This window comes from bacterium, assembly GCA_036382775.1.
Taxonomy (GTDB): domain Bacteria; phylum Hydrothermota; class Tepidihabitantia; order SM23-42; family JAOAFX01; genus DASVHD01.
Genome location: DASVHD010000030.1, coordinates 66,220 through 89,720 on the forward strand (window position 1 = coordinate 66,220; position 23,501 = coordinate 89,720).

The following is a 23,501-nucleotide window of genomic DNA, read 5'->3' on the forward strand; positions in this document are numbered from 1 at the left end:
AGTGTTTATGCGGGACTTCGCTGTTTCTGCGATTACTATTATTGTACTTTTACGGTGATCTAAATTCCGGCGGTCAATGACCGGTACCGTACATATCGATAAGCTGCATCCTGGAATGAGCCAACCGCTGGTTGACGATCTGAACGAATCGCTTCATCAATTCATAACCAAGGTCGTGATTCTTTTCGCATTTTTTTCTCAGGCACTCGCCGTCCAGCGCGATCGCGCTGGCCGGCATAATGACTCGTGCCGTGGCGGTCCACCGGTACGGCGGAAATAACCACGACCAGCCGAGGACTTCGCCTTCACCCAGATGCTGAACCGTAATGCACATCTTCCCGTGGCCGCAGATCTCCAGCGCGACCGTGCCGCTGCGGATAATATAGAATCTCTTGGCCTTGGTGCCTTCATGGAACAGGTATTTACCCTTGCCAAACCGAACATTGACCGCGCAGCCTGCGATAAGCTTTAGAAAAGGCGGTTTTATCCCTTTAAAAAAAGGATGTTCTTTTAACAACGCTTCGATGGTTTTTATCATATTACTCCCTTCTATTGTATAGACAGTAATAATACAGAAAATTTTATTATGGTCAAGACTGACACGTCTTGACATAAAAAAAATGCAATGTATAATATGAATATACTTAAGGAGGTTTTATGAATAAACATACGGTTCTTTCTGTTATCCTGGCGTTCATCACTTTTTTCACCTTTACACCCGGTGCGCTTTTTGGTTACGATGACGCGACCACCGGTCTGACCACGCCGAACTTCAATGAAATGCGATCGGTAACACCGGATGATAACGCGCCGCTCGCGGGCCCCAGGCAACGCCATGTTATATGGGACACGACCCATGGCGTTTACCTCAATTACCAGCCGTTCGTGCGGTATTTAAATCTGGTGGCCATGCTCAATGACAGTGGTTTCACGATAGAGTGCTGCGGTACGGGTTTACATACGATCGATCTCACCCAGTACAGCATCATTGTGATAACCGTGGGCTGCAGCTGGAACAGCGCCTACACGCAGGAAGAAGTCGATTCGATCCTTAGTTACTACAATAACGGGCACCAGCGCATCCTCCTGACCGGCGATATGAATTTCTGCGAAGATACTTACCTCCCCCAAGCTGATAATATTGCTTTCACGTACAATGTTTTTGAATGGCTTGCGAGCCGCGGCGGGATCCTGATCATGGGTGACAATCCAGGCTGCCCCAATGCCAACATCAACCCCGTTGCCAACGCGTTCAGCATGACCGCGGGCACCGCGGCGTTGAGCCCCTCAGACCTGTATTTCTCGAACTTTACCGCCCACACGCTCTTTGACGGCATCACGCAGATCTATTACCGGGCAGCGGGGCAGGTCGCCGCCATCTCGCCGGCAGCGGCGATCGCCTGGACCGCAAACAATGAGCCGACGATCGCGCTCCTTGACCAGATGGTGGACATCGATGACCAGGCCGGTCAGAGTGCTCGACTGCCCGGGATCCAGGTCGCGCCAAATCCCTTTACCAGACAGACCGCGGTCCTGACTAATATTCCTGATGCGGGAGACATCAGGGTCTATGACGCAAGCGGCAAGATCGTTGAGACCGTACGCGGCAATGTTATCGGAAAAAACCTGATGCCGGGCTTGTATTTCCTGATGGTTCAGGGGTATGAACCGGTTAAACTCTTGAAACTACAATAAGGTTATTTTTCTAAGATAATGATCTTACCCGTGACTTCCTGATTGTCGATCCGGAGCGTCACAAAATATACGCCGGCAGGAACCGGACGGCCACTGTCGTCCGAACCAGACCAGACCACATGGTTAAATGGTTGAATGGTTAAATGGTTAAACAGTTTCACCAATCTGCCATCCGCGCTGAAGATCTTCATGTAGGGCAAACCTTCTGGTTTGCTTGGTCCAGCAAGCCCTACATTGTTTTTTAATACCGCATCATGGATCGTGAATCGGATATCGGTCCCGGTTCGACACGGATTTGGCGTTATCGCAAGCTTCAGCAAAGATGCAGGCTTCTCACCAGCGAGATCTTTAATGCCCACGATGTCCATGGTCCGCTCATTTGTATTTACTACTGTGTTGCCGTTGGACCCGACAACGACGTATATCCGGCCGGTCACGACGCCGCCGGTCGTGCCGTCCCTTGTCTGCTGGATCGAAGTCTCCGAACTCCAGGTGTTGGCGACCGGGTCATAGACCTGCACAAAACTCAACGACGAGCTGCCGTCGCTGGTGCCGCCGATCACGTAGATCTTACCGGCGGCGCTAATGGCATTAGCGCCCCATCGGGCCGTAAAACCGGAACTATTCCTGATTCGCCAGGAATTGGTCGCTGGATTGTATTCCTCGACCGCGCCCGACGCCACCGGGCTCACGATATCAAGACAGCCGCCGAATACGTATATGCAGGAATCACCGGTCTCGTTCACGGCGACCGCGCAGCACGCATCGGTCCTTGCGGTTGGCATCGCCGTGTAACCAGTGGTCCAGGTATTCGCTTCCGGCGCATACCGTTCCACGATGTCATAAACATAGGGATCAACGCCGTCGAAATAGTCGCCGCCGATCGCGTAGATCATGTTGCCGACGCATGCCGCCCTGACGCCTTCGCGCATTGTCGGCATGTCGGCCTGCGAAACCCAGGTATTGGTGGAAGGCGTAAATTCATCAAGGTCCGCGTAATAAATAAAGGCACTCCCGTAACCGCCCATAACGTAGATCCTTCTAACCCCTGAGCGTGAAGCGCTGCATCCGCCAAAATCATACCTTACCGGCAAGGGCATCTGGGTCCTCGTGGCCCATGCGTCGGTCAAGCAGTCGTACTCGTAGTTAGTCCTGGTTTGACTAATGCTCGATTGACCGCCGATGACATAAATGCAGGAATCACCGGCGCTGTTGACGGCCACGACCGTACCGATAGCCGGGTAAGTCCGGGCCTGCGTCGCAGCAGTCCTGTACTCCCATATGATCGGCCCCAGCAAGAACATTAAAAGAACCATGCAGCCTCCTCGCAGACATATTTCCGCCAAAATTTCTATATTTAAGTCTCTGTCTTTAATATTATAAATCTAAATCGTTAAATGTCAATGCCTGATATACATAACCGGTGGTCCGGAGCCGCCGCATTGACAAGTCGGGTGATTTGTGGATAATGAATGAACCCCTATGTTCTGGCACGATGAAGACGAATCCGTGGCGGACGACGAGCCGGCGAAACACAAACGCGACATCAGGCTCTTAAAACAGCTTTTCCCTTTTTTCCGTCCCTATATGAAAAAAATCACCATCGCCGCATTGCTGCTGCTGGTCTCGACGGTGCTGACCCTTGCCGGTCCGGTGATGATAAAATACGTCATTGACCGGGTCCTGCCCAACAAGGACCTGCGCGGCCTGATCTTCATATCGGTATTATATCTGCTGATCCAGGTCGTCGTCATTCTGGTCCGCTTTTTCCAGCAGTTCCAGATCTCGGTGATCGGCGAAAAAGGTATTGCCGACCTTAAGAACAAAGTGCTCGCGCACATCCTTCGACTACCAGTCTCTTTTTTCGACCAAAACCCGACGGGCCGGCTGATCACGCGCGTGGACGGCGACACGGAAACGTTGAAGAACCTCTTCTCGTCGACCGCCGTGGTCCTTGCCCAGGATGTCGCCCTGCTCGTCGGCATGTCGGTCATCATGATACTGACCAATGTCCACCTCTTCCTCATGATCCTCGTGCTCTTGCCGCTGTTCCTTTTCGCATTCTTGTGGTTCGGCCGCAGTGTCCGGCCGGTCTATATCGCTTTGAGAAAAAAGATCGCCGAGATCAACAGCTTCATCATGGAATGCCTGCGCGGTCTCAACGTCATTCAGATCTTTCTCCAGGAGGATAATTTCTTAAAGAAAATCGACCGCATGGGGCGGGACAAATTCAACCTTGAGCTCAAGTCGGAGGTGCTCTGGTACCGGGTCTGGTTCCTGGTCGACTTCGGTGAAGTGATCGGCATCCTGCTCGTCCTGGGGATCGGCGGTCTGTGGGCACTGAAAGGCATAGTTACGGTCGGCACGCTTTTCTTATTCATCAGCTACATCGCCCGGCTATTCGAGCCGCTGCGCGGCCTATCCGACCAGATCAATCTCATTGAACGGGCATTCGCATCGAGCGAACGCGTTTTTGGCATCCTCTCGATGCCTTCCGAAGAGGCGCCGCGGGGAGCAAAAAAGATCGGCAGCCTGACGCGCGGCATCCGCTTTGAGCATGTCAATTTCGCCTATGAAAAAGACGACTGGGTGCTGACCGATCTGGACTTTTTCATAAAAAAGGGCGAGAAGATCGCGCTTGTCGGCGAGACGGGCGGCGGCAAGACATCGATCATTTCCCTGCTCCTCAAGATGTATCGTCCGCAAAGCGGCAGGATCATGTTCGATGATGCCGACATCGCGGATGCCGACAGCCACTCCCTGCGCTCGAGGGTCAGCCTCGTACCGCAGGACGTCATATTGTTCCCCGGCACGGTACTGGACAACCTGCGTCTGTTCAGGCCGGATGTCGACGAAGATAAAGTCCGTGCCTGCGCGCAGACCGCGAACATCCACCAGCGGATCCTGTCATTGCCGGAAGGCTACAAAACCAATATCATCGAGCAGGGGATCAACCTCTCGTTCGGCGAGCGGCAGCTGATCTCCATTACCCGCGCCCTGGTCTTCGATCCCGATATCGTGATCCTCGATGAAGCGACTTCGGCCGTGGATCCGCAGAGCGAGCGAATGGTCCAGGCGGGGATGAAGGAACTGTTCAAGGACCGCACCGCGATCATCGTTGCGCACCGGCTGACGACGACCAGGCTGGCAGACCGCGTTCTCGTCATTCACAATGGCAGACTTGTTGAGGAAGGCGGGCATGAAGAACTGGTAAAGCGCAAGGGTTTCTACCGTAACCTCTACCTGCTGCAGTACCTTCAGAGTACGCTGTGAGATAAAAAAATGAAGACCGTCATCGAATTCTGGAAACAAAGACCCCTGAGGTTCGTGTCCCTGATATTGTACACCGCGGTGGCCACGTTCCTGGCGCTTGTTTATCCTTATATACTCAAGGATATCATAGACGGCATAACCGCCCGCTTCACGACTGCCCAGTTAATGCGGTCCATAATGCTGCTGGCCGGCATCGGCATCGTGCGTTCGGTCATCGGCGTCACCCTTCCCTATCTGCGCGGTCGGACCAATGAGATCTTCAACCTGAAGGAAAGGAACAGTATTTTCAGGCGGCTCCTCAAGCAGGGACACACCTTTACCAACACATTCCCGGCCGGTGACGTGCTGGAGCGCATTGATTCCGACCTGGGCGAACTGGCCTGGTTCGCTTGTTCCGGGGTATTCAGGCCGATCGAAGGCCTGATGATCCTGCTTTTCGCGGTCTTCTTTCTGGCACGCATCAACTGGATATTGACCATCTTCGCGGTCATTCCGATGACGGTGACCGTTTTCGCTTTTCTGAAGCTCAGCCCCCGTATTTATAAATATTTCATGAGCTGGCGGGAACTGATATCCCGGGCGCACAATGTTCTGCAATCGTATTTCAGCGGCATCCGGATCATAAAAGCTTATAATATGGAAGACCAGAGCGGCCGGGATTTCGCCGGGGTCCTTAATGAACGCGTCGGGGCCGCGACCAAAGCCCTGCGGGTCGAGATCATGACGCACAGTCTTTTTTCATCCTTCGAAGAGATCGGGATCGCCTTCGTGCTCGTTTTTGGCGGCATTTTCATCCTCAACAAGACCCTCACGATCGGCGAATTCGTGGCTTTCAATGCCTATGTTCTCCTGCTCCTGCGGCCCATGATCGATATCGGCAATTTCTTTGTCCGCAAAAAACGCGCTGAGGTGCAGATCAAAAGGATCGAAGAGATCAAAAACTTCGCGCCGGCGGTTCTGGATGAAGGCGCCATCGAAATGACCGGCGACAAAGATCACGGCATAACCGGGCGCGGTATCGGTTTCCGTTACGGCACGACCGGTCCGGATATACTGAAAAACGTGGACCATGTCCTTCCTCAGGGGAAAAGGATCGGCATCGCCGGAACAGTCGGCTCCGGCAAGACAACCCTGCTCAAGCTGATCATGAGGATCGCCGACGCGACCCAGGGCCGGATCACCGCCGGTGGCCATCAGATCGGCGATCTCACGCTGCCCAGTTACCGTTCGCTTTATGCCTACGTTCCCCAGGAACCTTCATTATTTTCCGATACGCTTTACAATAATATCACGTTCGGCCGCGACATCGACGCCGACAAATTGCAGGCCGCGATCGAAATGACCCAGCTTAAGGAATTCGTGAAAGGATGCCCGGCCGGCCTTGAAGAAACCGTGGGCGAACGGGGATTGAAGCTTTCCGGCGGTGAAAAACAGCGCGTGGCGATCGCGCGCGCGGTGCTCGCCGATCCCAGGATCCTGATCCTCGATGACGCGACTTCCAACCTGGATGCCGCGACCGAGCAGGAGCTGATCACGCAGCTGTCAACTAAGACATCAATGACCGTGGTCATAATATCCCACCGCCTCTCAGTGCTGTCGATCTGTGATTATATATACGTGCTGGATAAGGGCGCGGTCGCCGAGAGCGGCACGCACCGGGAGTTGATCAAGAACAGGGGCTTATACTGGAAACTCTACCAGTACCAGCTCGCTGAGGAAAAAGTCAGCAAAAAATAAGCGCCCAACTACAATTTTATGATCTTTGCCGCCAGATTGATATTGTTCACCCTCAAAATGACGAAATACACGCCCGGCGGGCACTTGTCCGCTTGCCAGCGATACTGATGATCACCGGCGTCAAGCAGCTGCGTGCCGAGAATTTCGGCCGCAACCCGGCCCGCAGCGTCGGTCACTGAGATCTTAACGACCGAGGCTTTGAGGATCGTGAAATTTATCCGGCCGTCATGGTTCAAGGGGTTCGGTTTGATGCTCAGACCGGTTTTGACTTCGGAAATTGGCCGGTGCTCTTCAACATTGACCATGCCGATATCGATCTTGTAGATCATGTTCACCGAACCACCGCTGGTTGACCAGAGATAACTGCCGCCATAATCAAGGCCCTGCTGGAACCGCCACCCGGGTACAACTCCCGGCGCGCTATAATAATTGAGGATCGCACCCGTGATCGTGTCGATCTCGTAGATACGTCCATAGCCCTGGTGTCCCACCCACAAATGACCGTCGGCAAACGCCAGCCCGCGGGGATCGCTGGGGTACGACCCGGGCGATGGGATCGAGCGGATCGTATCGCCGGTCGTGTTCATCTTATAAATGCGGCCTGATTCCTCGCCCACCCACAAAAAATTCCCGTCCCACGCCATGCCGTGGGCGTGGCCGGAAAAGCCCGGATCATAAGTAGCCAGGATAGCGCAGTTCGAAGTGTCGTATTTATATATCCTATATGTCTCCCAGTCCGATGCCCAGAGATAGGTACCGTCAAAAGCCATGTCCCGGTTGCCGTAGGTTGGCGTAAAGGTGTTGACAACGGCATGGGTTACCGGATCGATGCGCGCGAAATAACGCGACCAAGCCTCATCATTCCAGATATAATATCCGTCGCAGCCGAGCCCCATGGAGTATCCCATTGGCGAAGCGAACGAATCGACGACGACGAACAGCCGCGAACCGTCGGCCGGTTTTACCGCTGGTCCGCCGCTGGTTAGCACGCCGTCAAGAAAAGTCGCCTGTTCGCCTAGACTTAAACCTAAGAATAATGCGACTAAAAGAAAAAAAATTTTCATACCGCCTCCTTTGGAATATCATATTTTAACCATATATCATTAAATGTCAATAAAGTCCATGGAATCGATGGCAATTTGTTTTCAGCCAGTCATTCTCCCGCCAAATCACTCAGTGATGGTCTTTACGCCGAAGTACAGGGTGCCGGATTTTTTGCCGTGGCGGCTGACACTGAAGCCGCATTCATAGACGCCGTTTTCTTCTCTGAAGGCGCTTGTGTCACCAACGATTAGCCCCGTATTGTAGATCCGGCCCAGGTTTTCGGGGTCACTGGATGAAATTATCTTATTTTTCTTGCCGACGAAATGGGCATAAACCAACCCCGGCTCATTGACGGCGATAGTCTCGATTGTTTCCAGCAGTTTCCATTCTTCATTGTTGGCAACTGCGTCCTCCACGTAGGCCATATGGACGATGAGCTTGCCGATACACAGCAAACGGCCAGGTTGGATATCCTTTTCGCTCTGAATATCCGGGCTTTTGGCCGTGATCGCGCCGAAATAAAACGATCCGACCTTTTTCTCGCTCACTCGCAGATCAAAACCGCAATCATAAGTGCCGTTTTTTTCAACAACCGGGCTGGAATCATTCAGACCCTGCGCCGGATAGAATATCTCGCCCACGGACTGGGAATTGCTCGATGCGATTATCACGCCCTGCGCGTCGGCAAAGTGCGCGTAGTTTATTTCCAGCTCCTCATTGCGCATCGCTGTGATAATATCATGCAATAAGGCATCATCACGTGTTATCACCGCGTCCACAGTGCACGGTAAGCGGGTGACCAGATAGCCGATACCGGCAAGTTTCCCTTCCAGCGACCTTTTGCGCAGCGTCTCCTTTTGATTATAGCCCGGAAGTTTCAAATTATTCATGATTTTGTTACCGGGATTGCTGTTAATAATGAAATAAGCCACGGCGATCGCGATCATAAAGAAACCGGCGACACCCATGATCCACCACAATAAAGCCGGCTTTCTCTTTTCTTCCCATATGATCTCCATCGTATCTGCCGGCGTAATCGTTTCTGACGATCCGCCGCGTTCGGTATCGAATCCAGTTTTGTCATCGTTTTCGATTACGATCTTTTCGGGCATTTTTTTCGCCGCCGAGGACGTTTCGATGATCTGGAATACTCCCCGATAATTCTGCGGTCTTTGATCCGGGTCCTTGGCTATGCATTTCAGGATCATCGCGTCCCAGGCTTCGGGGATGCGCACGTTTATTTCCCGCGGTGGTCTGGGCGTTTCTTCCTCGTGCTTGCGCATAATCTCATAGTCCGTGTCCCCGTCAAAGGGGGCAGTACCGGTCAACGCTTCGTAGAGAGTGATGCCCAGGGAATAGATGTCGCTGCGCGCGTCCAGTGTTTTTCCGCGCACCTGTTCCGGCGACATGTACTTGGGCGTGCCGATGGCAACGCCGGTTCTCGTCAAACGCTGGTCCACGATGATCTTGGCGATGCCAAAATCTGCGATCTTGGCAACCCCCCGGTTCGTGAACATGATGTTCGAAGGTTTGATATCGCGGTGAATGATTCCCTGTTCATGGGCAAAATCCAGACCCGCGAGCACACCCTCCAGGATCGGCCTTAAATGCCAGGCATCCATAGCGCCGAAATGCCTTAGCTGTTCGGCCAGGGTGCGGATCTTCTGCCCGCTGACGCCGATCCCGTCGACATATTCCATGATGATGATGTACAAACCCCGCTCGATGATGAAATTATGGATGGTAACGATGTTCTTATGGCCGGTAAGCTGGGCCTGAGTCTGAGCTTCGCGCATGAAGCGTTCACAAAACTGAGGATCCGAGGTCAGGGCATGATTGAGGATTTTCAACGCCACCAGCTGGTTGATCAGCGTGTGGCGCGCTTTGTACACGGTCGCCATCCCGCCTTTGCCGATCATCTCAAGGATTTCATACTCGCGGATCCGGTCGCCGGGAGCCGGCGTGAACTCGCTGCCATTGGACGGGTTGTAGGATTTTACCGTCGGATCCGTATCGCCGGCATACATAACCCATTATATAAAAGGTCATTCCGCAAGTCAATACCAGCTGTTTTGAGTCTTATAAAGCGCGAATACAGGGAATTAAGAGGTCAGTCTAACTGATGTCCAGATCTTTCTGCAGGCTCAGCGCGCGGTTCAGATCCTCGGCAGTGATGTACCCAAGTTCGATCAGGATCCTGCCGATCGGTACCGGCGGTTTTTGAGCTATCTGAAGCTGACGCGCCTTGATCACATTCACGTAGTTGACGACATCAAGCGTTATTAAAACCTGGCCAAGGCGCTGGTTGAAAGGACGGTTCTTTTTGTGCATTGCCGGCTTGTCTGCCATCAATCCGATCCTGGCACCCGTACTGCCGGTATTGAAAAAATAAAATTCTCTAACGTGATGTTTGAGGTTAATGTTATCCTTGATGAGAATAACACCTTCATTGGTTAATCATAAATATAACCGGAATTCATTGTTTGTCAAGGGGTTTTATCACTGAGTCCTCGCCACTTTTTTTCTTGATTTTGCATGCCGTTTATGTAGAATGGGGACGTGCATGAAAGATCGCCGATTTATGTCTTAAGGATTTCCTCCCCCTTGATGGGGGATTCTTCAATCTTTTTCTCCTCCCCCTTGATGGGGGAGGATTAAGGTGGGGGTGATAATAAGTGACTTCAGGTTCATTGCGCTCATACTGTGCTCGGGGTTTAAGGAAAAACATGACTGATGCTGAGAGAAAGCTGTGGTATAAAATATGCGGGAAGCAATTGGGCGTAAAGTTTCGCCGGCAACAGCCGGTGGGCAGGTATATTGAGGATTTTGTCTGTTTTGAGAAAAGGATCATAATCGAGGTTGATGGCGGCCAGCATGATCAATGCGGTCCTGATACCAGGCGTGATGAATGGTTTATCAACCAGGGCTACCAAGTAATCCGGTTCTGGAACAACGATGTGCTGAAGAATATTGATGGTGTGGTAGAGAAAATCACATATCATATTTCACCCTCCCCTTTATCCCCTCCCCCTAACGGGACACCAGTCATTAAATATATTTTGTTCAAAGTTGCCATCGAGGGAGGGGGAATACCTTAGAATATCAACAGGAAAAATGGAGAGGGGTCAGGGTTTATCAGATCAGGCGCGGACTTATTCCTCTTTATGATGATGACGCTTTTTTGTCACCCGCCAGGGTGCCAGGATCGAAAAACACAGCCCGATGATGAAGCCGAGGTTGTACGGCCAGCCGGCGTTGTTTGCCTCGTAGATGCCGACCTTTTTGTCGAACAGGCTGATGACGAAAGTGATGATTATGATCAGCCCGTGCCACAGCCCGGCCCAGAAACCGGCCTTTTGACCGGGGTTGATATTCTGGTCCCACCGGTAATTCCCGGCCGCGCAATTCAAACAGAACGCGGCTACCACCAAGATCGTAAACAAAACAAACCATCTCCTACCATTAGACATCGTTAGCTCCTTTTTATTTTTTGTTACGCTGCTACTTTGTGTCCGGCGGTGCGCCGCTGGCAATGTCGGGCATCAAATTGATCTCGATCCTGCGGTTCCTGCTTCGCCCGGCAGGCGTCTTATTCGTCACCACCGGATGATATTCAGACATGCCGATGGCTTCCAGCCGCACCGGCTCCACGCCGACCTTATCCTGCAGAAAACGCACGACATTCGTTGCCCGCGCCGTTGAAAGTTCCCAGTTCGTGGGAAATTTCTCCTGCAGCGGCGACTTTATCGCCACGTTGTCGGTGTGGCCCTCGACGCGGATTATCTTGTTCTTCGTATTTTTCAATACCTTGCCCACACGTTCCAGTATTTTCAAGCCCGCCGGGGTGATGTCCGCTTCGCCGGACGGGAACAGGATCTTATCGACCATGCTGACCGACAGGCGGTCTGCAAGCCGGGTGATCTTTATCTGCCCGTCTTCGATTTCTTTTTTAAGGTTAGTCACAAGTTCATCGTGGGTGAATTTCAGCCGTTCGATCTCCTCTTCTTTCTCTTTTGAAATATCGACGATCTTTGCTGCGAGCGCGTTCGCGATATAGTTCTTTTCCTCTTCCAGGTTGTCGGCTCTGATAGTAAGGCTGTCGATCGCGTTGGACAATCCCCCAAGACGGTCCTGTGTTTTTTTATTGATGCTGTAAAAAACACCGGCGGCGCCGATCGCCAATAAAGCGATGACGCTTACAATGATAAGTACGACTTTCATGATCATCCTCCTTTCTGATATTAGGAATCGATCTTTATGTCACTGTATTTTAATCAAGATTTAAGACATTGTCAAGAACGCATCACTCACTGATGTTACAATAGGTAAGTGTTACTATTGGATGAGCTGAAGATATCCCTTTCTTCAACGCTGAACGAAACCCCGTCCACCGCCTGGAGCCCGTTGTAGTTCTTAGCCAGGTCTTCGACCTTGATCATCGCATTTATTTTAATACTTTTTTACACGGAAGTCAAGAAACAATGTAAAATACTATTGAATAAACCAGACCGGCTGAACCCAATTCTTGCCCCTTGATTTTTTTAAAAATTACCGTATTATTTAGTAGACAAGCGTGGTTAAAATGGTTAAAAAAATCAAGAAAACCGTAGCTCGCCGCAATTTGAGAACAAATAAAAATCTCTATAAACCATTACGGCAGGCTGTTGACCTGGATACCCTGGTCAACCAACTTCAGGACGAGCTCCGGCACAGCACGGCTTTGAACCGGGCGGTGTTCGAACACGCGCCGGTCGGTATTTCGGTCCGGCTCGGGACGGGCAAACTGCTTTCCGTCAACCGGGCCTGGAAGAAGATCTGGAGGCTGACCAACCGGCAAATCCAGAAGAACGAGCGCATAAGCCAACGCTGGACCGTAAAACAGCGTTATCCCTACCTCAGAAATTTATCCCCTCAGGTGCAGCAGATCTTCAGGCGGGGCGGCGAGCTTTTCCTGCCCGAGCTCAGGGTCTCTGATCCCCGGCCCGGCCTGCCCAAGTGGATCTCCCAGTATTACTACGCGATCCAGGACCGCCAGGGCCGCGTCGAGTTCATCGTCACCATGACCCAGGACATCACCGCCCAGAAAGAGGCGGCCGGCGCTCTGCGTGAAAGCGAGGAAAAATTCCGGACGATCGTCCATAACGTCAACATCGGCGTCTTCCGCACGACCGGCGACCTCAAGGGTCGCTACCTGCAGATAAACCCGGCCTTTGCCAAGATCTTCGGATATCCTTCGGTTAAAGACATGATGAAGACCCGCGTCGTTAACCTGTATCAGAAAACCCGCGACCGGCTGATTTTCATGCGGGAACTAAAATCTCTGGGTTATGTCCGGAACAAGGAACTGCTCCTGCGGAAGAAAGACCGCGCGCCGATCTGGGTTTCGGTCTACGCCAAAGCCCAGCACGACGAGAGCGGCAAGGTGAAATGGATCGACGGCGTGATCGTGGACATCACCGAGCGCAAGCAGATGGAAGAACAGCTGCGCGCCATTTCCCTGGTCGACGACCTGACCAATCTTTATAACCGGCGCGGGTTTCTGACCCTGGCCGAGCACCAGTTGAAGATCGCGAACCGGGCGAAAAAAGCCGTGTTCCTGCTTTTCATCGACCTGGATAACCTGAAGGACGTCAACGATAAGTTCGGCCATCCGATCGGCGACCGGGCTTTAGTCCAGACCACGCAGATCCTTAAAAAAACCTTCCGCGGGTCTGATATCATCGCGCGCATCGGCGGCGACGAGTTTGTGGTCCTGACCCTGGAAATATCAAACGCGAGCGCCCGAACCTTTTATACCCGCCTCCAGAAAAGCCTGGATTCCTTCAACCGGTATAACCGGCTGCCCTTCGCGCTGGCGCTGAGCATTGGCTGGGCGCGTTATGATCCGGCCCGGCCCCGGTCGATATACACCTTGCTGGCCCAGGCCGACCGGATGATGTACCGGCACAAACAAAGCAAGAAGATCAGCCCGGCAGAGTAGCACCAGAATATTAAAATATTTAGTCTTTCTAGTCTATTTAGTCTTTTTGGTTAAAATATGAACAAAAGATCGGTTATTCCGCAATTTAACATGTACGATGCGTTGACAGATGTTTATTGGTAGTTATAATTCACCAATTGCAGATACTGGATGTTGAGTGTTTTATGCCGGATGAATGAAAGAGCCATGAACCGCCAAACTCTTCACACTAAAACGATCAGGGCGCTCACGGGCCGGGCCGAAGTATATCATATTATCGGGGTATTACAAAAATCAATGGCAGATTTTGAAAGAGTGATCAGGCTTTCACGCGATATCAATTACAAGCGAGATGCGTTGATCGGGCTAAGCGTTCTGCATGGTGAACTAGGCGATTATGACCAGGAATTATCATATGCGGACAAACTGATCAGGTTCACCAGGAAAATGGACCTGCTTTCAAAAGGTAAGGCTTTGACAGTAAAAGCGGGCGCTTTGCGCGATAAAGGCAATTATGAATTATCCTTAAAAACATCGCAGAGATCAATAAATTTGTACCGATCGGTGGGGAAAAGCGCAAAGCGCCGGAGCGAAGATCACCGGGGTATCCTGCAAAATATTTCGAACGCATACAATACCATGGGCATGGTCAACAACATCCAGGGCAGATACGATTCAGCCCTGGCAAATTTCAAAAAAAGACTGGAAATAGGCAAAAAGATCAATGATCAGATAGCCATTTCACAATCGCTGAACAATATCGGTCTTATCTATTGGCATAATTCAAAAATGGAAACTGCCGAAAACTGTTTTAAGAAAAGCCTTGGGATCGCCCAGAAGATAGGTTACAAAAACGCGGTTTCAGTAATTCTGGGGAATATTGGAATAATCAACAACGATCAGGAAAAGTATAATACTGCCCTTGAATATTTCTTAAAGGCAATAAAAATTGGCGAAGAGGTGGGGAATAAAGCCGGTACGGCCGCGCACCTGCTTAATGCCGGTCTTTGTTACGAGAATCTTTGCGATTTCAGCAATGCTTTTAAATATTACACTCTGAGTTTGGACATCTTCCAAAAGATCGGCAACAAACCCGGGACCGCTATGGCATTGCTCGATCTCGGCATGAACTATTGCGATCGGGGCGACTATAAAGCGGCACTTGAATACCTGAATAAGTCGGAGAAGATCGGGCTACACGCCGACCTCTTAGAGATCGTTATCCGATGCAGTACGATGAAAGCCAAGGTATTCAGGGGTCTTAAAGAGTATGCTAAAAGCATCAGACTGCTAAATAACAGCATTGGGTTAGCGGAAAAACACAAAATGTCAGACCTGAAGGTTCTGGCGCTTAAAGAGTACGTCAGAACAGCGATCGAAGAAAAAAGTAAAAAATACTTGCCGGGAATATCTGATTATATATCTCAACTGGAAAATATCTACAAAGACGCGGATACCGGTAAAGATAAAGGTATGTTACTTATTATTTTCATAAAATACGGTATCGCAAGAGAAAAATACAAAAAAGCGGAAAAAAAGCTTTTCGAATTATCCAATTTCGTTAAAAAACTGGACAACAGGGAATTTACGGCAGAAGCACTGTTTGTCCAAGCGCGGTTTAACAAGGCAACGGGAAAAGAATATGCCGATGAAATAAAGAAGGCCAAAGCGCTTGCGAAGGAACTCGGATTTGTATTTCTCTTGGATGAAATAAAAGGGTTTGAGTAAGCAGCTTGAAGATGAATATTATTGAAGCTTGTAATCTATAAGAATGTCGTCAAAATTTACCGTTGCGGCAATTCCTGATTCTCGACTTGACACCAACATACCGAAAAAACCGTCCGGAAAGACGCAGTTGATTGTCGAGATATGAAATATGAGCGCATCATCCAAGTAGATGTCCGTGGCGGCAGTATCGCAACGCATTTTCAAGGTATACCAGATATCCGACAGAAAAACCAGGTTGGTGTCGACTAATGTCGACTCAACGCAATCTTTAATAAAACCAATGCTCGCCGATTGAGAATCGATCTTTGTGAAATAATAGTTCTCGGTGTCCTGGTATCGGAAAACAATTCCGGTCTGCCACCGTGGACTGGATGAATTCAAAACTTTGAGTTTGAGTGCCATATCAACATATTCGGCTTTTGTTCTAAATATTGTCAGAGACGGGGCAGAATCATGACCGTCAATATCCAAGCCGCTGGTGACGTTGGGTACAGAATGCTCATTTGCCATTATTGGATCCTTGGAAACCCGCCATGAGCCATCTATTTTGCTGAAACCGTATGGCATTGCACCTTCCGTATCGTCTTCAAAATCAAAGGTAGTGAAATATAGTCGATACTCATCGAGGCAGGTTCCGGCCCAAAGGCTTTCAGGTGCGGTGCTCACCTCGGTAAAATGAGGTGCTGAGCCATGAATACGGTATACTCCCGGGTCGATATTATCAAAACAAAAATTGCCGGACCGATCGCTGGTATCACTTTTGACAACTTCATCATCATATTCATGAATCAGCTCCACGTTTACGCCAGCAATGTTACGACCATCAGGTTCACCGGCTTTGCCGATTATTTCTGCTTTATCAGGATTGAGAGGATCGTATTTATTATCGCGCGGTGCATTAATACAGCTCGTATATGCAAGACTACAGACAATACTTGATATAATCAAATTTTGGATGGCTTGCATGTTTAAAATTTTATCTTGTAACCGATCCGGACGCGTTTACTTTTGATGTCATCGAATTGATCGGTAATGCTGGTTTTGTTTACCGATAAGGCGTCATAAAAACCGTAAACGTAGATACCGGCAAATACCGTGGAACTCAATAGTGCTGCTTTGTACCAGCGATCGTAGGCATGGTAATAACTGTCCATCCGCGCTTGATCATCGTAACCTAAAGCAAGATAATCGTCGTGTCTGTCCTCCGCGATAAACCACAGTAATACTGAAGTGACCACAGTGGCAACTGAGCCCCCAAGCACGATACAGCCTTTTCTGGTTTCGCCCTTTGCCATCTGTCCCCAGCCCGGGATAAAACAAGAACACATCGCTCCTTCACGGGATATATCTTTTTTTACTTGCCAAACAAGCTCCATAATATCGGGCGAAACCATAGCCGTATCTAGTATCATCTTCGCATTCAAACTGAGCGCCGTTCTAAAATGTTCCCGTGCTGTCGGTATATTACCTAATGCTGCATAGCTCAGCGCCAGGTACTTATGCGCTTCGGGCTTTGCTGATTCATTGAGTTGCGGTAAAGTGTATTCGAGCGAATTAATCACTGCTCGATATTCACCTCCAGCATAATATACCGCTACCTGCTCAATGACTTTTTTAGACAGATCGTCATTAGTATTTTGCGCGATAGCGCTGGTGAAAAACACAAAAAGGTGAATGAAACTGAAATAGCAAAAATTCTTCATTGAAATCATTTTCAGGTTGTAGATCATGTTCTATGCGTCTTAATATATAGCCGGCATCGCGCCATTGTCAAGTCCTTTTTCCCGGCCTGTTTCGGTTTTTTTACCCCGAAAAAGTGACGAATCCGTGACCTGAAAAAATAAGGGGAGTGACCCAAAAAAAACCACTCTCCTGTTTTGCTTAAAGCATCACAAAATTCATATAGATTTTTACCTGACTTTAATTATTTTATTTGTCATCTTTCCATCAATTTCAACAAAATAGATACCGGATTTCATCTTGTCCGGCATCACTACCCGGCCGGTGATGTCAAAGATTCGGCAGATCTTGCCTTTGGGCAATCGCAGAGGCCCGGCAACGATGGTGGCCGTAACCGCTTCCCTGTTTATCGGTCGGGCAGTGATTTCTTCAACCGGTATTACTCCATCGAACAGTTCATTCCAGGAATACCACACTTTTCCCTGGGTATGAGCGCCGCGATAACAGCGCGCATAGCTGACACCGACGCAGGGCCAGTCCGGGTTTGAAACTACCAGATCGGGACGGAGCACCATGGAATGGTATGTACAATGGCTGGTGCCGGCATCATAATCAATCGCCACCGTATTGGCGATTCTCGATGTGCGCGGCGTATTTAAATGATAGTCGGCATTGAGCGAGTCGGCCAGCCTCTGGTATCGCCAACAACCCACCGGCGGGTACAGCAACCGGTCGTGATTGGTCACCGCGAGATTCCATGATGAGTTTATTACCGGCGGGATCGTATTGTGCTCAACGAAACGGAGCGTGTCCGCGAGGTGATTTATCTCAAGAATTGCAGCGGGTACTGGATGCGCCGCATCGTTAGGCGAATAGACATGAAGATCGTTGGAACGCACATGTTCGGAATGGACCTTCATCGAATCGATGTCAAAAATATCATTCACGCCATTGCCATCCGGATCAATCATCTCGACCCCGAACCGGCTGGACAGAAAATCGCCGAGCAGGGAGTTTGGCGGTATGGTGTCGGTATCGGGGTGATTGCCGGTATTTTGACACAGACCGACGCCATTGCGGTTGATACATGAAAAAGCACCGAAGATACCAGCCATGCTGACATTAAAGAAAGGTTGTTCATCCGGATCATCAGAGGTATAAGCAATTATTAAGGATATGTTACCCATGGTTGTGTACAGACCCACCCGCGCGTCCACGTTCCGGCCAATGATGAACCCGCCTTGTAGAGTATCATCGGCCGCGGTCGATTGTCCCCAGCCGGAAACACTTGAACATCCGAACTTGTCTTGACTGGTTGCCGCGGTCATGGCAAGGATGTCTTCACTGGTTATGTTTCTTCCCAATGCGGCATGATAGAGACTCACTCCCTTGGCGGCGAATGCATCGCATATCCCTTGAGCTTCATCCTGGAATTTCTGCGGTACATAATAGTACGCGCGGAAAGAAGGTAGAAATGAATTTTCCCACACCGCGGGTGTACAGGCATGGTAACTGGTGTACCCGATCCACCGGTGACTGAACGATGCCATTATTTCTTCGGCGAGATAGAACCCGTGGGCATAACCCATCTGGTAATGGCTGCCCCAGACCTGCAGATATTTTTGCGACGGCGGTCCCTTTGTTCTCAACCGGCCATTGCAGATATACGGCTGGGTGATTTTAGTCGGGAGCGTTATATCATCCAGACCAAACGCTTGGTGAAGCGGAATTTTTCTTGTTCTGAAAGCAATGTAGACGGGGACACCGGCATATGAACCCAGGGAAACAGAATATTGAGTCCATGAGGTACCGGTCACGTTGATGGTCTGGATAACACTTAATGAAGGCATCGATATTGGCGACGCGGTTGAGATCATAATATCCAGGCTGCAGCCTGCCGTGGTCGTTGATAGGCACCAAAAACCCAGCAACGTATCGCCTGCCTGGGGTAGAATACGAGGGGTGATGAGGTAATCCAGGTTTGTATGGTTAAGACCGGTGTAGGCAGTATCATAATAGCACGCGGCAACCTTTGTTCCCGTGTGCCCCTGGCCCGTAGCCCGGTACCAAACTGCGTCCAGAGCGTCTTCATTTACGATGATCCAGTCATCGGGCGGGAAATAATTCTGGGTTTCAAAACTCTCGGTCCAGGCGCAGCAAATCACCAGCGTCAATATAGCCATTTCGAACCCCCTGAATATATTACCGTATTATTACTGGATTCACCGCTCAAGTCAATCCCCATATCGGATTACGATATTACAATGCGGATTAGATCCCGATCGTCAATTTTCAATTGGTTTCCGGTTGGATCTTCCAATCCTTATAGATCAGAAGGTGTGACAAATCCGTGACACGAAAAAATTAGGGGAGCGACTAAAAATCACTCCCCTTCTTTTCCAACAAAATTTAATTTTACCTAACTTTAACCACCTTTTGCGATATTACCCCATCAATTTCAATGAAATAAATTCCTGGTCTTAACTCATTCGGCATGACTTGCCGGCCCGTGATGTCAAAAACCTTGCAGTTCTTCGCGTTCGGAAAATGTAATGGTCCGCTAAAGACTGTAGTTCCATGCCGATTTTTTTCAATAAAATTGTTTTTCTCTTCAACACCAAGATCTGGCGAAAGACTTATAACCATAAAATCAGCACTATAGTCATAGCCCCTGCTATATCCCGCGATATAGATATTACCATCACCTCCATAGACAATGGACTCTGTATTATCTTCATCATTCACTGAGCCATTATACTGGTATGTCCAGTTGGTGTCACCTGCAGTCGTTAGGCTAATCACCAAAAAATCTGTATACGTACCATTGTTATAACTATATCCAGCGGCATAAATGTTGCCGTCATTACCGTAGACAATCGAATGAGCTTCATCAATTGAACTACTCGGTCCATTATACCGGTAAACCCAGTTGGTGTCACCGGCAGTCGTTAGGCTGATCACTATAAAATCGTAGTTAGTGCCACTTCCACGACTATCACCTGCAGCATAAATGTTGCCATCTAAACCATAAACAATGGAACGCGCCTGGTCATCATCATGCCCTGGCCCATCATACCGGTAAACCCAGTTAGCATCACCGGCAGGTGTCAGGCTAATCACTAAAAAGTCCATGATAGTATCACTGCCTACACTACTTCCCGCAGTATAAATATTGCCATCCGCACCATAGACAATGGAATTGGCAATATCCTGATCATTACCCGGTCCATTGTACTGGTATGTCCAATTGGTGTCACCAGCGGGTGTTAAACTGATAACGATAAAATCAAAATAAGTGCTGCTGTCTGCACTCCATCCTGCGGCGTAAATATTGCCATCCGCACCATAGACAATGGAATTGGCAATATCCTGATCGTTACCCGATCCATTGTACTGATATGTCCAATTGGTGTCACCAGCGGGTGTTAAACTGATAACGATAAAATCAAAATAAGTGCTGCTGTCTTCGCTGTATCCAGCTGCATATATGTTGCCATCCATACCGTAGACAATAGAACGAGCTTGGTCTTTACCATTCTCCGGTCCATTATACCGGTAGACCCAATTGGTATCACCACGAGGTGTTAGGCTGATTACTAAAAAATCCATAGCGAGACCACCATCATCACTTTTTCCGGCTGCATATATATTGCTATCAGCGCCATATGTAACAGCATATGCATCTGAATTCTCTTGCCCATTATACCGGTACACCCAATTGGTGTCACCGGCAGGTGTCAGGCTAATCACAGTGAAATAGGTGGAGGAGCCACTTTCGGAACTAGTTCCTGCAGTATAAATATTACCATCCATACCATAGACCAGAGAATGGGCGTAATCATTGCCACCAGATCCGTTATACCGGTAGACCCAGTTTTCTATTTGAGCAAAAAGTATGAGAGGTAAGATTGCTCCGATTAATATATTTATTTTGTCCTCCCTAAAATTATAAACCAAACAGAATTGATGTCAAGCACTTCTACACGGACTATTAGTCCGCGATACCCTTTGTGACAGATGGGTATTCAGTATATTGTGTTTGCTGCAACTGCGTTGCGACATGCCGGGAGCCGGATTCGGACCGGCACTCTCATTGCTGAGAAGCGGATTTTAAGTCCGCTATGTCTACCAATTCCATCATCCCGGCGGCTCGAAATTTCATCACTTTTCATCGGTTTTTCAAGGAAATTTTTAAAATGTGCCATGTTATTCTGTGTTGTGTGCCATGTCACATCCAAATATCGATTTTTTAAGCTATGGTTGTGCTGGAATTTTGTGCGTCTGCGCCACTATTTCCGGGTTTTATATCTTCCGGACGGCATAGTCTGTCAACTGCTTCCCGAAGGGTTTTACTGGACAGATGGCTGTACCTCATGGTCATGGTGATCGTTTTATGGCCCATTAATTCCTGAATGATCCTGATGTCAATACCGCTCATGGCAAGCCTTGAAGCGAACGTGTGGCGGAGGTCGTGAAAATGAAAGTTATTTATATCCACCTTTTTAAGCGCCGACATGAAACCATAGTACAATTCATGGAACCTTGTGCCGTCGTGATGCGCGAACACATATTCGCTGTTGGCTTTTGATTTTTTTACGACCAGTTCATTGAAGAGAACCGGATTAATGGGTATGCTCCTTGACTTGTTGTTCTTCGCGTCGATTATTATGATCAATTTGTTATTCATATCGACTTCGGTCCATTTCAGGTTCAGGATCTCGCCTTTGCGCATGCCCGTGTTCAATGCCATGATCACGATCGGTCTTAAATATCGGGAACAAGCGGCAAGGACCCGGGGTATTTCATCGTCGCTCAGATACCTGACCCTTCCATCCGGTTCTTTGAACTTCTTTACCTTGTGCAAATTATGGCTTTTTATTTTCTCCCAGACGACGGCCAGATTGAACATGTGCTTGATGCACGAAAGCTCGCGGTTGACCGTGGCCGGTTTGACATGCAAAAGCCTTTTGGTTTTGTAATGCTCAAGGTCGTACGCGGTGATTTTGACGACCAGTTTTTGGGCGAAGGTGTCGAGCAGGCTCTTTATGCTTACCTGATCCCGGCGGTGTGACTGTGGTTTCTTGTTCGCTTTGGAATATTCTAGATATTCCGCACATAGGTTGTCAAAGATCAACCCTTTCCTTTTCGGATCGGATGGCTGCGCGCCGCTGGCAAGTTCCGCACGAAGCCGGGCGAGCTCCCTATCCGCTTCTTCTTCGGTTCCAACGATGTACCGGAGTCTTTTGCCGTTAGCGAACCGGTCAATGCCCCATGAGTCGCCACGCCGATACTTCCTCACGGGCAGCCCCCGGATATTTTATTCTGGCTCATTATATTATATCTCAAAGAAAAGTCAATGCTCATGGATTTCCTCTATACTAATAATAACGGCCGAAACCGGTTTTTCTAGTAAAAAATGATAGAAGCAGTGATGTCTGCTGCATATAGAAAGGTTGGTTTTTATAAAAAATTGATTTTTCAGCTTGTTTGAAGGTTTATCGTGGTAAAATCACCGTTCTTGACATTATCATCCTGCGATGTACTATTAATGAAAATCGGAGGTTGGGATGATATATAAGAAACAAAAGCGTTTGACTTATGGGGAAACGATCCGGTTTCATGGCCACGATGGACCCTTTAAAAAAAACCCTTAAACGAATTGGACCAATCTAAGCTGAAGGTTCAGAATTATTATGTTAATCAGTTGTCAGCCGATAAACTTCAGCGCTGCTACGACCTGGCGCCGGCACGGGTACAGCAGTACCTGAAAGCCGAGATCAACCATGTCTATGACAAGATCAAGCCGGGAGAAAGGCTCCTTGAACTTGGCTGCGGCTATGGCCGGGTAATACCCCAGTTTGCTGCCAGGGCAGGTTTCGTTATTGGTATAGATACTTCGAAAACATCGATTTCTAAGGGTCAAAAAGCGCTTAATCTTATTGGTCACTGCCATTTACTGGTCATGAATGCGATCCAACTCGGTTTCCCTGACCAATCCTTTGACCGGGTCATATGCATCCAAAACGGGATTTCCGCCTTTCATATTGATCCCAGGAAACTGATCCTAGAGGTGGTAAGGGTGACTAAATTGGGTGGTTCGACGATTTTTTCCAGTTATGCCGATGAATTCTGGCCCTATCGCCTGGAATGGTTTAAATTACAGGCAGCAGCCGGATTAATTGGTGAAATTGATATTAATAAAACTGGGAATGGAATTATCGTCTGCAAGGACGGATTTACGGCAACTGACCCTACCCCCAAAAACTGGACAGTTTACAAGTTGAGTCGCCGGGGATATAATGGTTGCCGAAAGGCGACCGAAGGAGGCTCAATATGGCCCGCAGAAGATACACCGAGGAACAGGTAATTGCGCTGTTAAAGAAGC

The 23,501-nt window shown here is 49.2% G+C and carries 20 protein-coding genes and 1 tRNA gene; 7 read left to right on the forward strand and 14 right to left on the reverse strand.

Annotated features, from left to right (window positions below; all coding sequences use genetic code 11):
* Positions 1–73: 73 nt before the first annotated feature.
* Positions 74–538: a cyclic nucleotide-binding domain-containing protein gene (locus tag VF399_06590; GenBank protein ID HEX7320002.1), complete on the reverse strand. Its 465-nt coding sequence runs from the start codon at positions 536–538 to the stop codon at positions 74–76.
* 119 nt (positions 539–657) lie between these two features.
* Here VF399_06590 and VF399_06595 point away from each other — a divergent pair, with 119 nt between their 5' ends.
* The gene (locus tag VF399_06595) at positions 658–1,695 is read left to right on the forward strand and encodes a T9SS type A sorting domain-containing protein (GenBank protein HEX7320003.1); all 1,038 of its coding nucleotides are present in this window, start codon (positions 658–660) and stop codon (positions 1,693–1,695) included.
* Between the two features lie 2 nt (positions 1,696–1,697).
* Here VF399_06595 and VF399_06600 read toward each other — a convergent pair whose 3' ends face one another.
* Positions 1,698–3,011 (reverse strand): kelch repeat-containing protein, encoded by a 1,314-nt coding sequence (locus VF399_06600; GenBank protein HEX7320004.1) that lies wholly within the window; start codon positions 3,009–3,011, stop codon positions 1,698–1,700.
* A 166-nt stretch (positions 3,012–3,177) separates the two neighbouring features.
* On the opposite strand from VF399_06600, the gene VF399_06605 reads away from it, so the two are divergent.
* Positions 3,178–4,968 (forward strand): ABC transporter ATP-binding protein, encoded by a 1,791-nt coding sequence (locus tag VF399_06605; GenBank protein ID HEX7320005.1) that lies wholly within the window; start codon positions 3,178–3,180, stop codon positions 4,966–4,968.
* 9 nt (positions 4,969–4,977) lie between these two features.
* The gene (locus VF399_06610) at positions 4,978–6,705 is read left to right on the forward strand and encodes an ABC transporter ATP-binding protein (protein ID HEX7320006.1); all 1,728 of its coding nucleotides are present in this window, start codon (positions 4,978–4,980) and stop codon (positions 6,703–6,705) included.
* Positions 6,706–6,713: 8 nt separating this feature from the next.
* Here the strand turns inward: VF399_06610 and VF399_06615 are convergent, their stop codons facing one another.
* The 3 genes from VF399_06615 to VF399_06625 all read right to left on the reverse strand — a co-directional run bounded on the left by VF399_06615 (position 6,714) and on the right by VF399_06625 (position 10,098).
* Positions 6,714–7,769 carry a T9SS type A sorting domain-containing protein gene (locus VF399_06615; protein ID HEX7320007.1) on the reverse strand — a complete coding sequence of 352 codons (1,056 nt, stop codon included), beginning with the start codon at positions 7,767–7,769 and terminating at the stop codon, positions 6,714–6,716.
* Between the two features lie 105 nt (positions 7,770–7,874).
* Complete coding sequence (locus tag VF399_06620; GenBank protein ID HEX7320008.1) at positions 7,875–9,776, reverse strand: serine/threonine-protein kinase; 1,902 nt, start codon at positions 9,774–9,776, stop codon at positions 7,875–7,877.
* Positions 9,777–9,864: 88 nt separating this feature from the next.
* Positions 9,865–10,098 carry a hypothetical protein gene (locus tag VF399_06625; protein ID HEX7320009.1) on the reverse strand — a complete coding sequence of 78 codons (234 nt, stop codon included), beginning with the start codon at positions 10,096–10,098 and terminating at the stop codon, positions 9,865–9,867.
* 377 nt (positions 10,099–10,475) lie between these two features.
* Here VF399_06625 and VF399_06630 point away from each other — a divergent pair, with 377 nt between their 5' ends.
* Complete coding sequence (locus VF399_06630; protein HEX7320010.1) at positions 10,476–10,847, forward strand: DUF559 domain-containing protein; 372 nt, start codon at positions 10,476–10,478, stop codon at positions 10,845–10,847.
* Positions 10,848–10,901: 54 nt separating this feature from the next.
* Here the strand turns inward: VF399_06630 and VF399_06635 are convergent, their stop codons facing one another.
* The 3 genes from VF399_06635 to VF399_06645 form a co-directional block, all read right to left on the reverse strand.
* Positions 10,902–11,192 carry a hypothetical protein gene (locus VF399_06635; protein ID HEX7320011.1) on the reverse strand — a complete coding sequence of 97 codons (291 nt, stop codon included), beginning with the start codon at positions 11,190–11,192 and terminating at the stop codon, positions 10,902–10,904.
* A gap of 58 nt (positions 11,193–11,250) precedes the next feature.
* Positions 11,251–11,970, reverse strand: a complete 720-nt coding sequence (locus tag VF399_06640) for an OmpA family protein (GenBank protein ID HEX7320012.1) — start codon at positions 11,968–11,970, stop codon at positions 11,251–11,253.
* 95 nt (positions 11,971–12,065) lie between these two features.
* A complete protein-coding gene (locus VF399_06645) occupies positions 12,066–12,188 on the reverse strand; it encodes a hypothetical protein (protein ID HEX7320013.1) in 123 nt (40 codons plus the stop codon).
* Between the two features lie 143 nt (positions 12,189–12,331).
* On the opposite strand from VF399_06645, the gene VF399_06650 reads away from it, so the two are divergent.
* Both VF399_06650 and VF399_06655 read left to right on the forward strand, forming a co-directional pair.
* Positions 12,332–13,729, forward strand: a complete 1,398-nt coding sequence (locus VF399_06650; protein ID HEX7320014.1) for a diguanylate cyclase — start codon at positions 12,332–12,334, stop codon at positions 13,727–13,729.
* A gap of 186 nt (positions 13,730–13,915) precedes the next feature.
* Positions 13,916–15,436: a tetratricopeptide repeat protein gene (locus tag VF399_06655; protein ID HEX7320015.1), complete on the forward strand. Its 1,521-nt coding sequence runs from the start codon at positions 13,916–13,918 to the stop codon at positions 15,434–15,436.
* An 18-nt stretch (positions 15,437–15,454) separates the two neighbouring features.
* Here VF399_06655 and VF399_06660 read toward each other — a convergent pair whose 3' ends face one another.
* From VF399_06660 to VF399_06685, 6 genes are all read right to left on the reverse strand, one after another.
* A complete protein-coding gene (locus tag VF399_06660; GenBank protein HEX7320016.1) occupies positions 15,455–16,402 on the reverse strand; it encodes a carboxypeptidase-like regulatory domain-containing protein in 948 nt (315 codons plus the stop codon).
* A gap of 2 nt (positions 16,403–16,404) precedes the next feature.
* Complete coding sequence (locus VF399_06665; GenBank protein HEX7320017.1) at positions 16,405–17,166, reverse strand: tetratricopeptide repeat protein; 762 nt, start codon at positions 17,164–17,166, stop codon at positions 16,405–16,407.
* 180 nt (positions 17,167–17,346) lie between these two features.
* Positions 17,347–19,299 (reverse strand): choice-of-anchor J domain-containing protein, encoded by a 1,953-nt coding sequence (locus VF399_06670; GenBank protein HEX7320018.1) that lies wholly within the window; start codon positions 19,297–19,299, stop codon positions 17,347–17,349.
* A 232-nt stretch (positions 19,300–19,531) separates the two neighbouring features.
* On the reverse strand, positions 19,532–21,073 hold the full coding sequence (locus tag VF399_06675) for a hypothetical protein (GenBank protein HEX7320019.1): 1,542 nt from the start codon (positions 21,071–21,073) through the stop codon (positions 19,532–19,534).
* A gap of 104 nt (positions 21,074–21,177) precedes the next feature.
* Positions 21,178–21,263, reverse strand: a tRNA-Leu gene (locus VF399_06680).
* 102 nt (positions 21,264–21,365) lie between these two features.
* Complete coding sequence (locus VF399_06685) at positions 21,366–22,415, reverse strand: site-specific integrase (protein ID HEX7320020.1); 1,050 nt, start codon at positions 22,413–22,415, stop codon at positions 21,366–21,368.
* A 405-nt stretch (positions 22,416–22,820) separates the two neighbouring features.
* On the opposite strand from VF399_06685, the gene VF399_06690 reads away from it, so the two are divergent.
* Positions 22,821–23,483: a class I SAM-dependent methyltransferase gene (locus VF399_06690; protein ID HEX7320021.1), complete on the forward strand. Its 663-nt coding sequence runs from the start codon at positions 22,821–22,823 to the stop codon at positions 23,481–23,483.
* Positions 23,484–23,501: the final 18 nt, after the last annotated feature.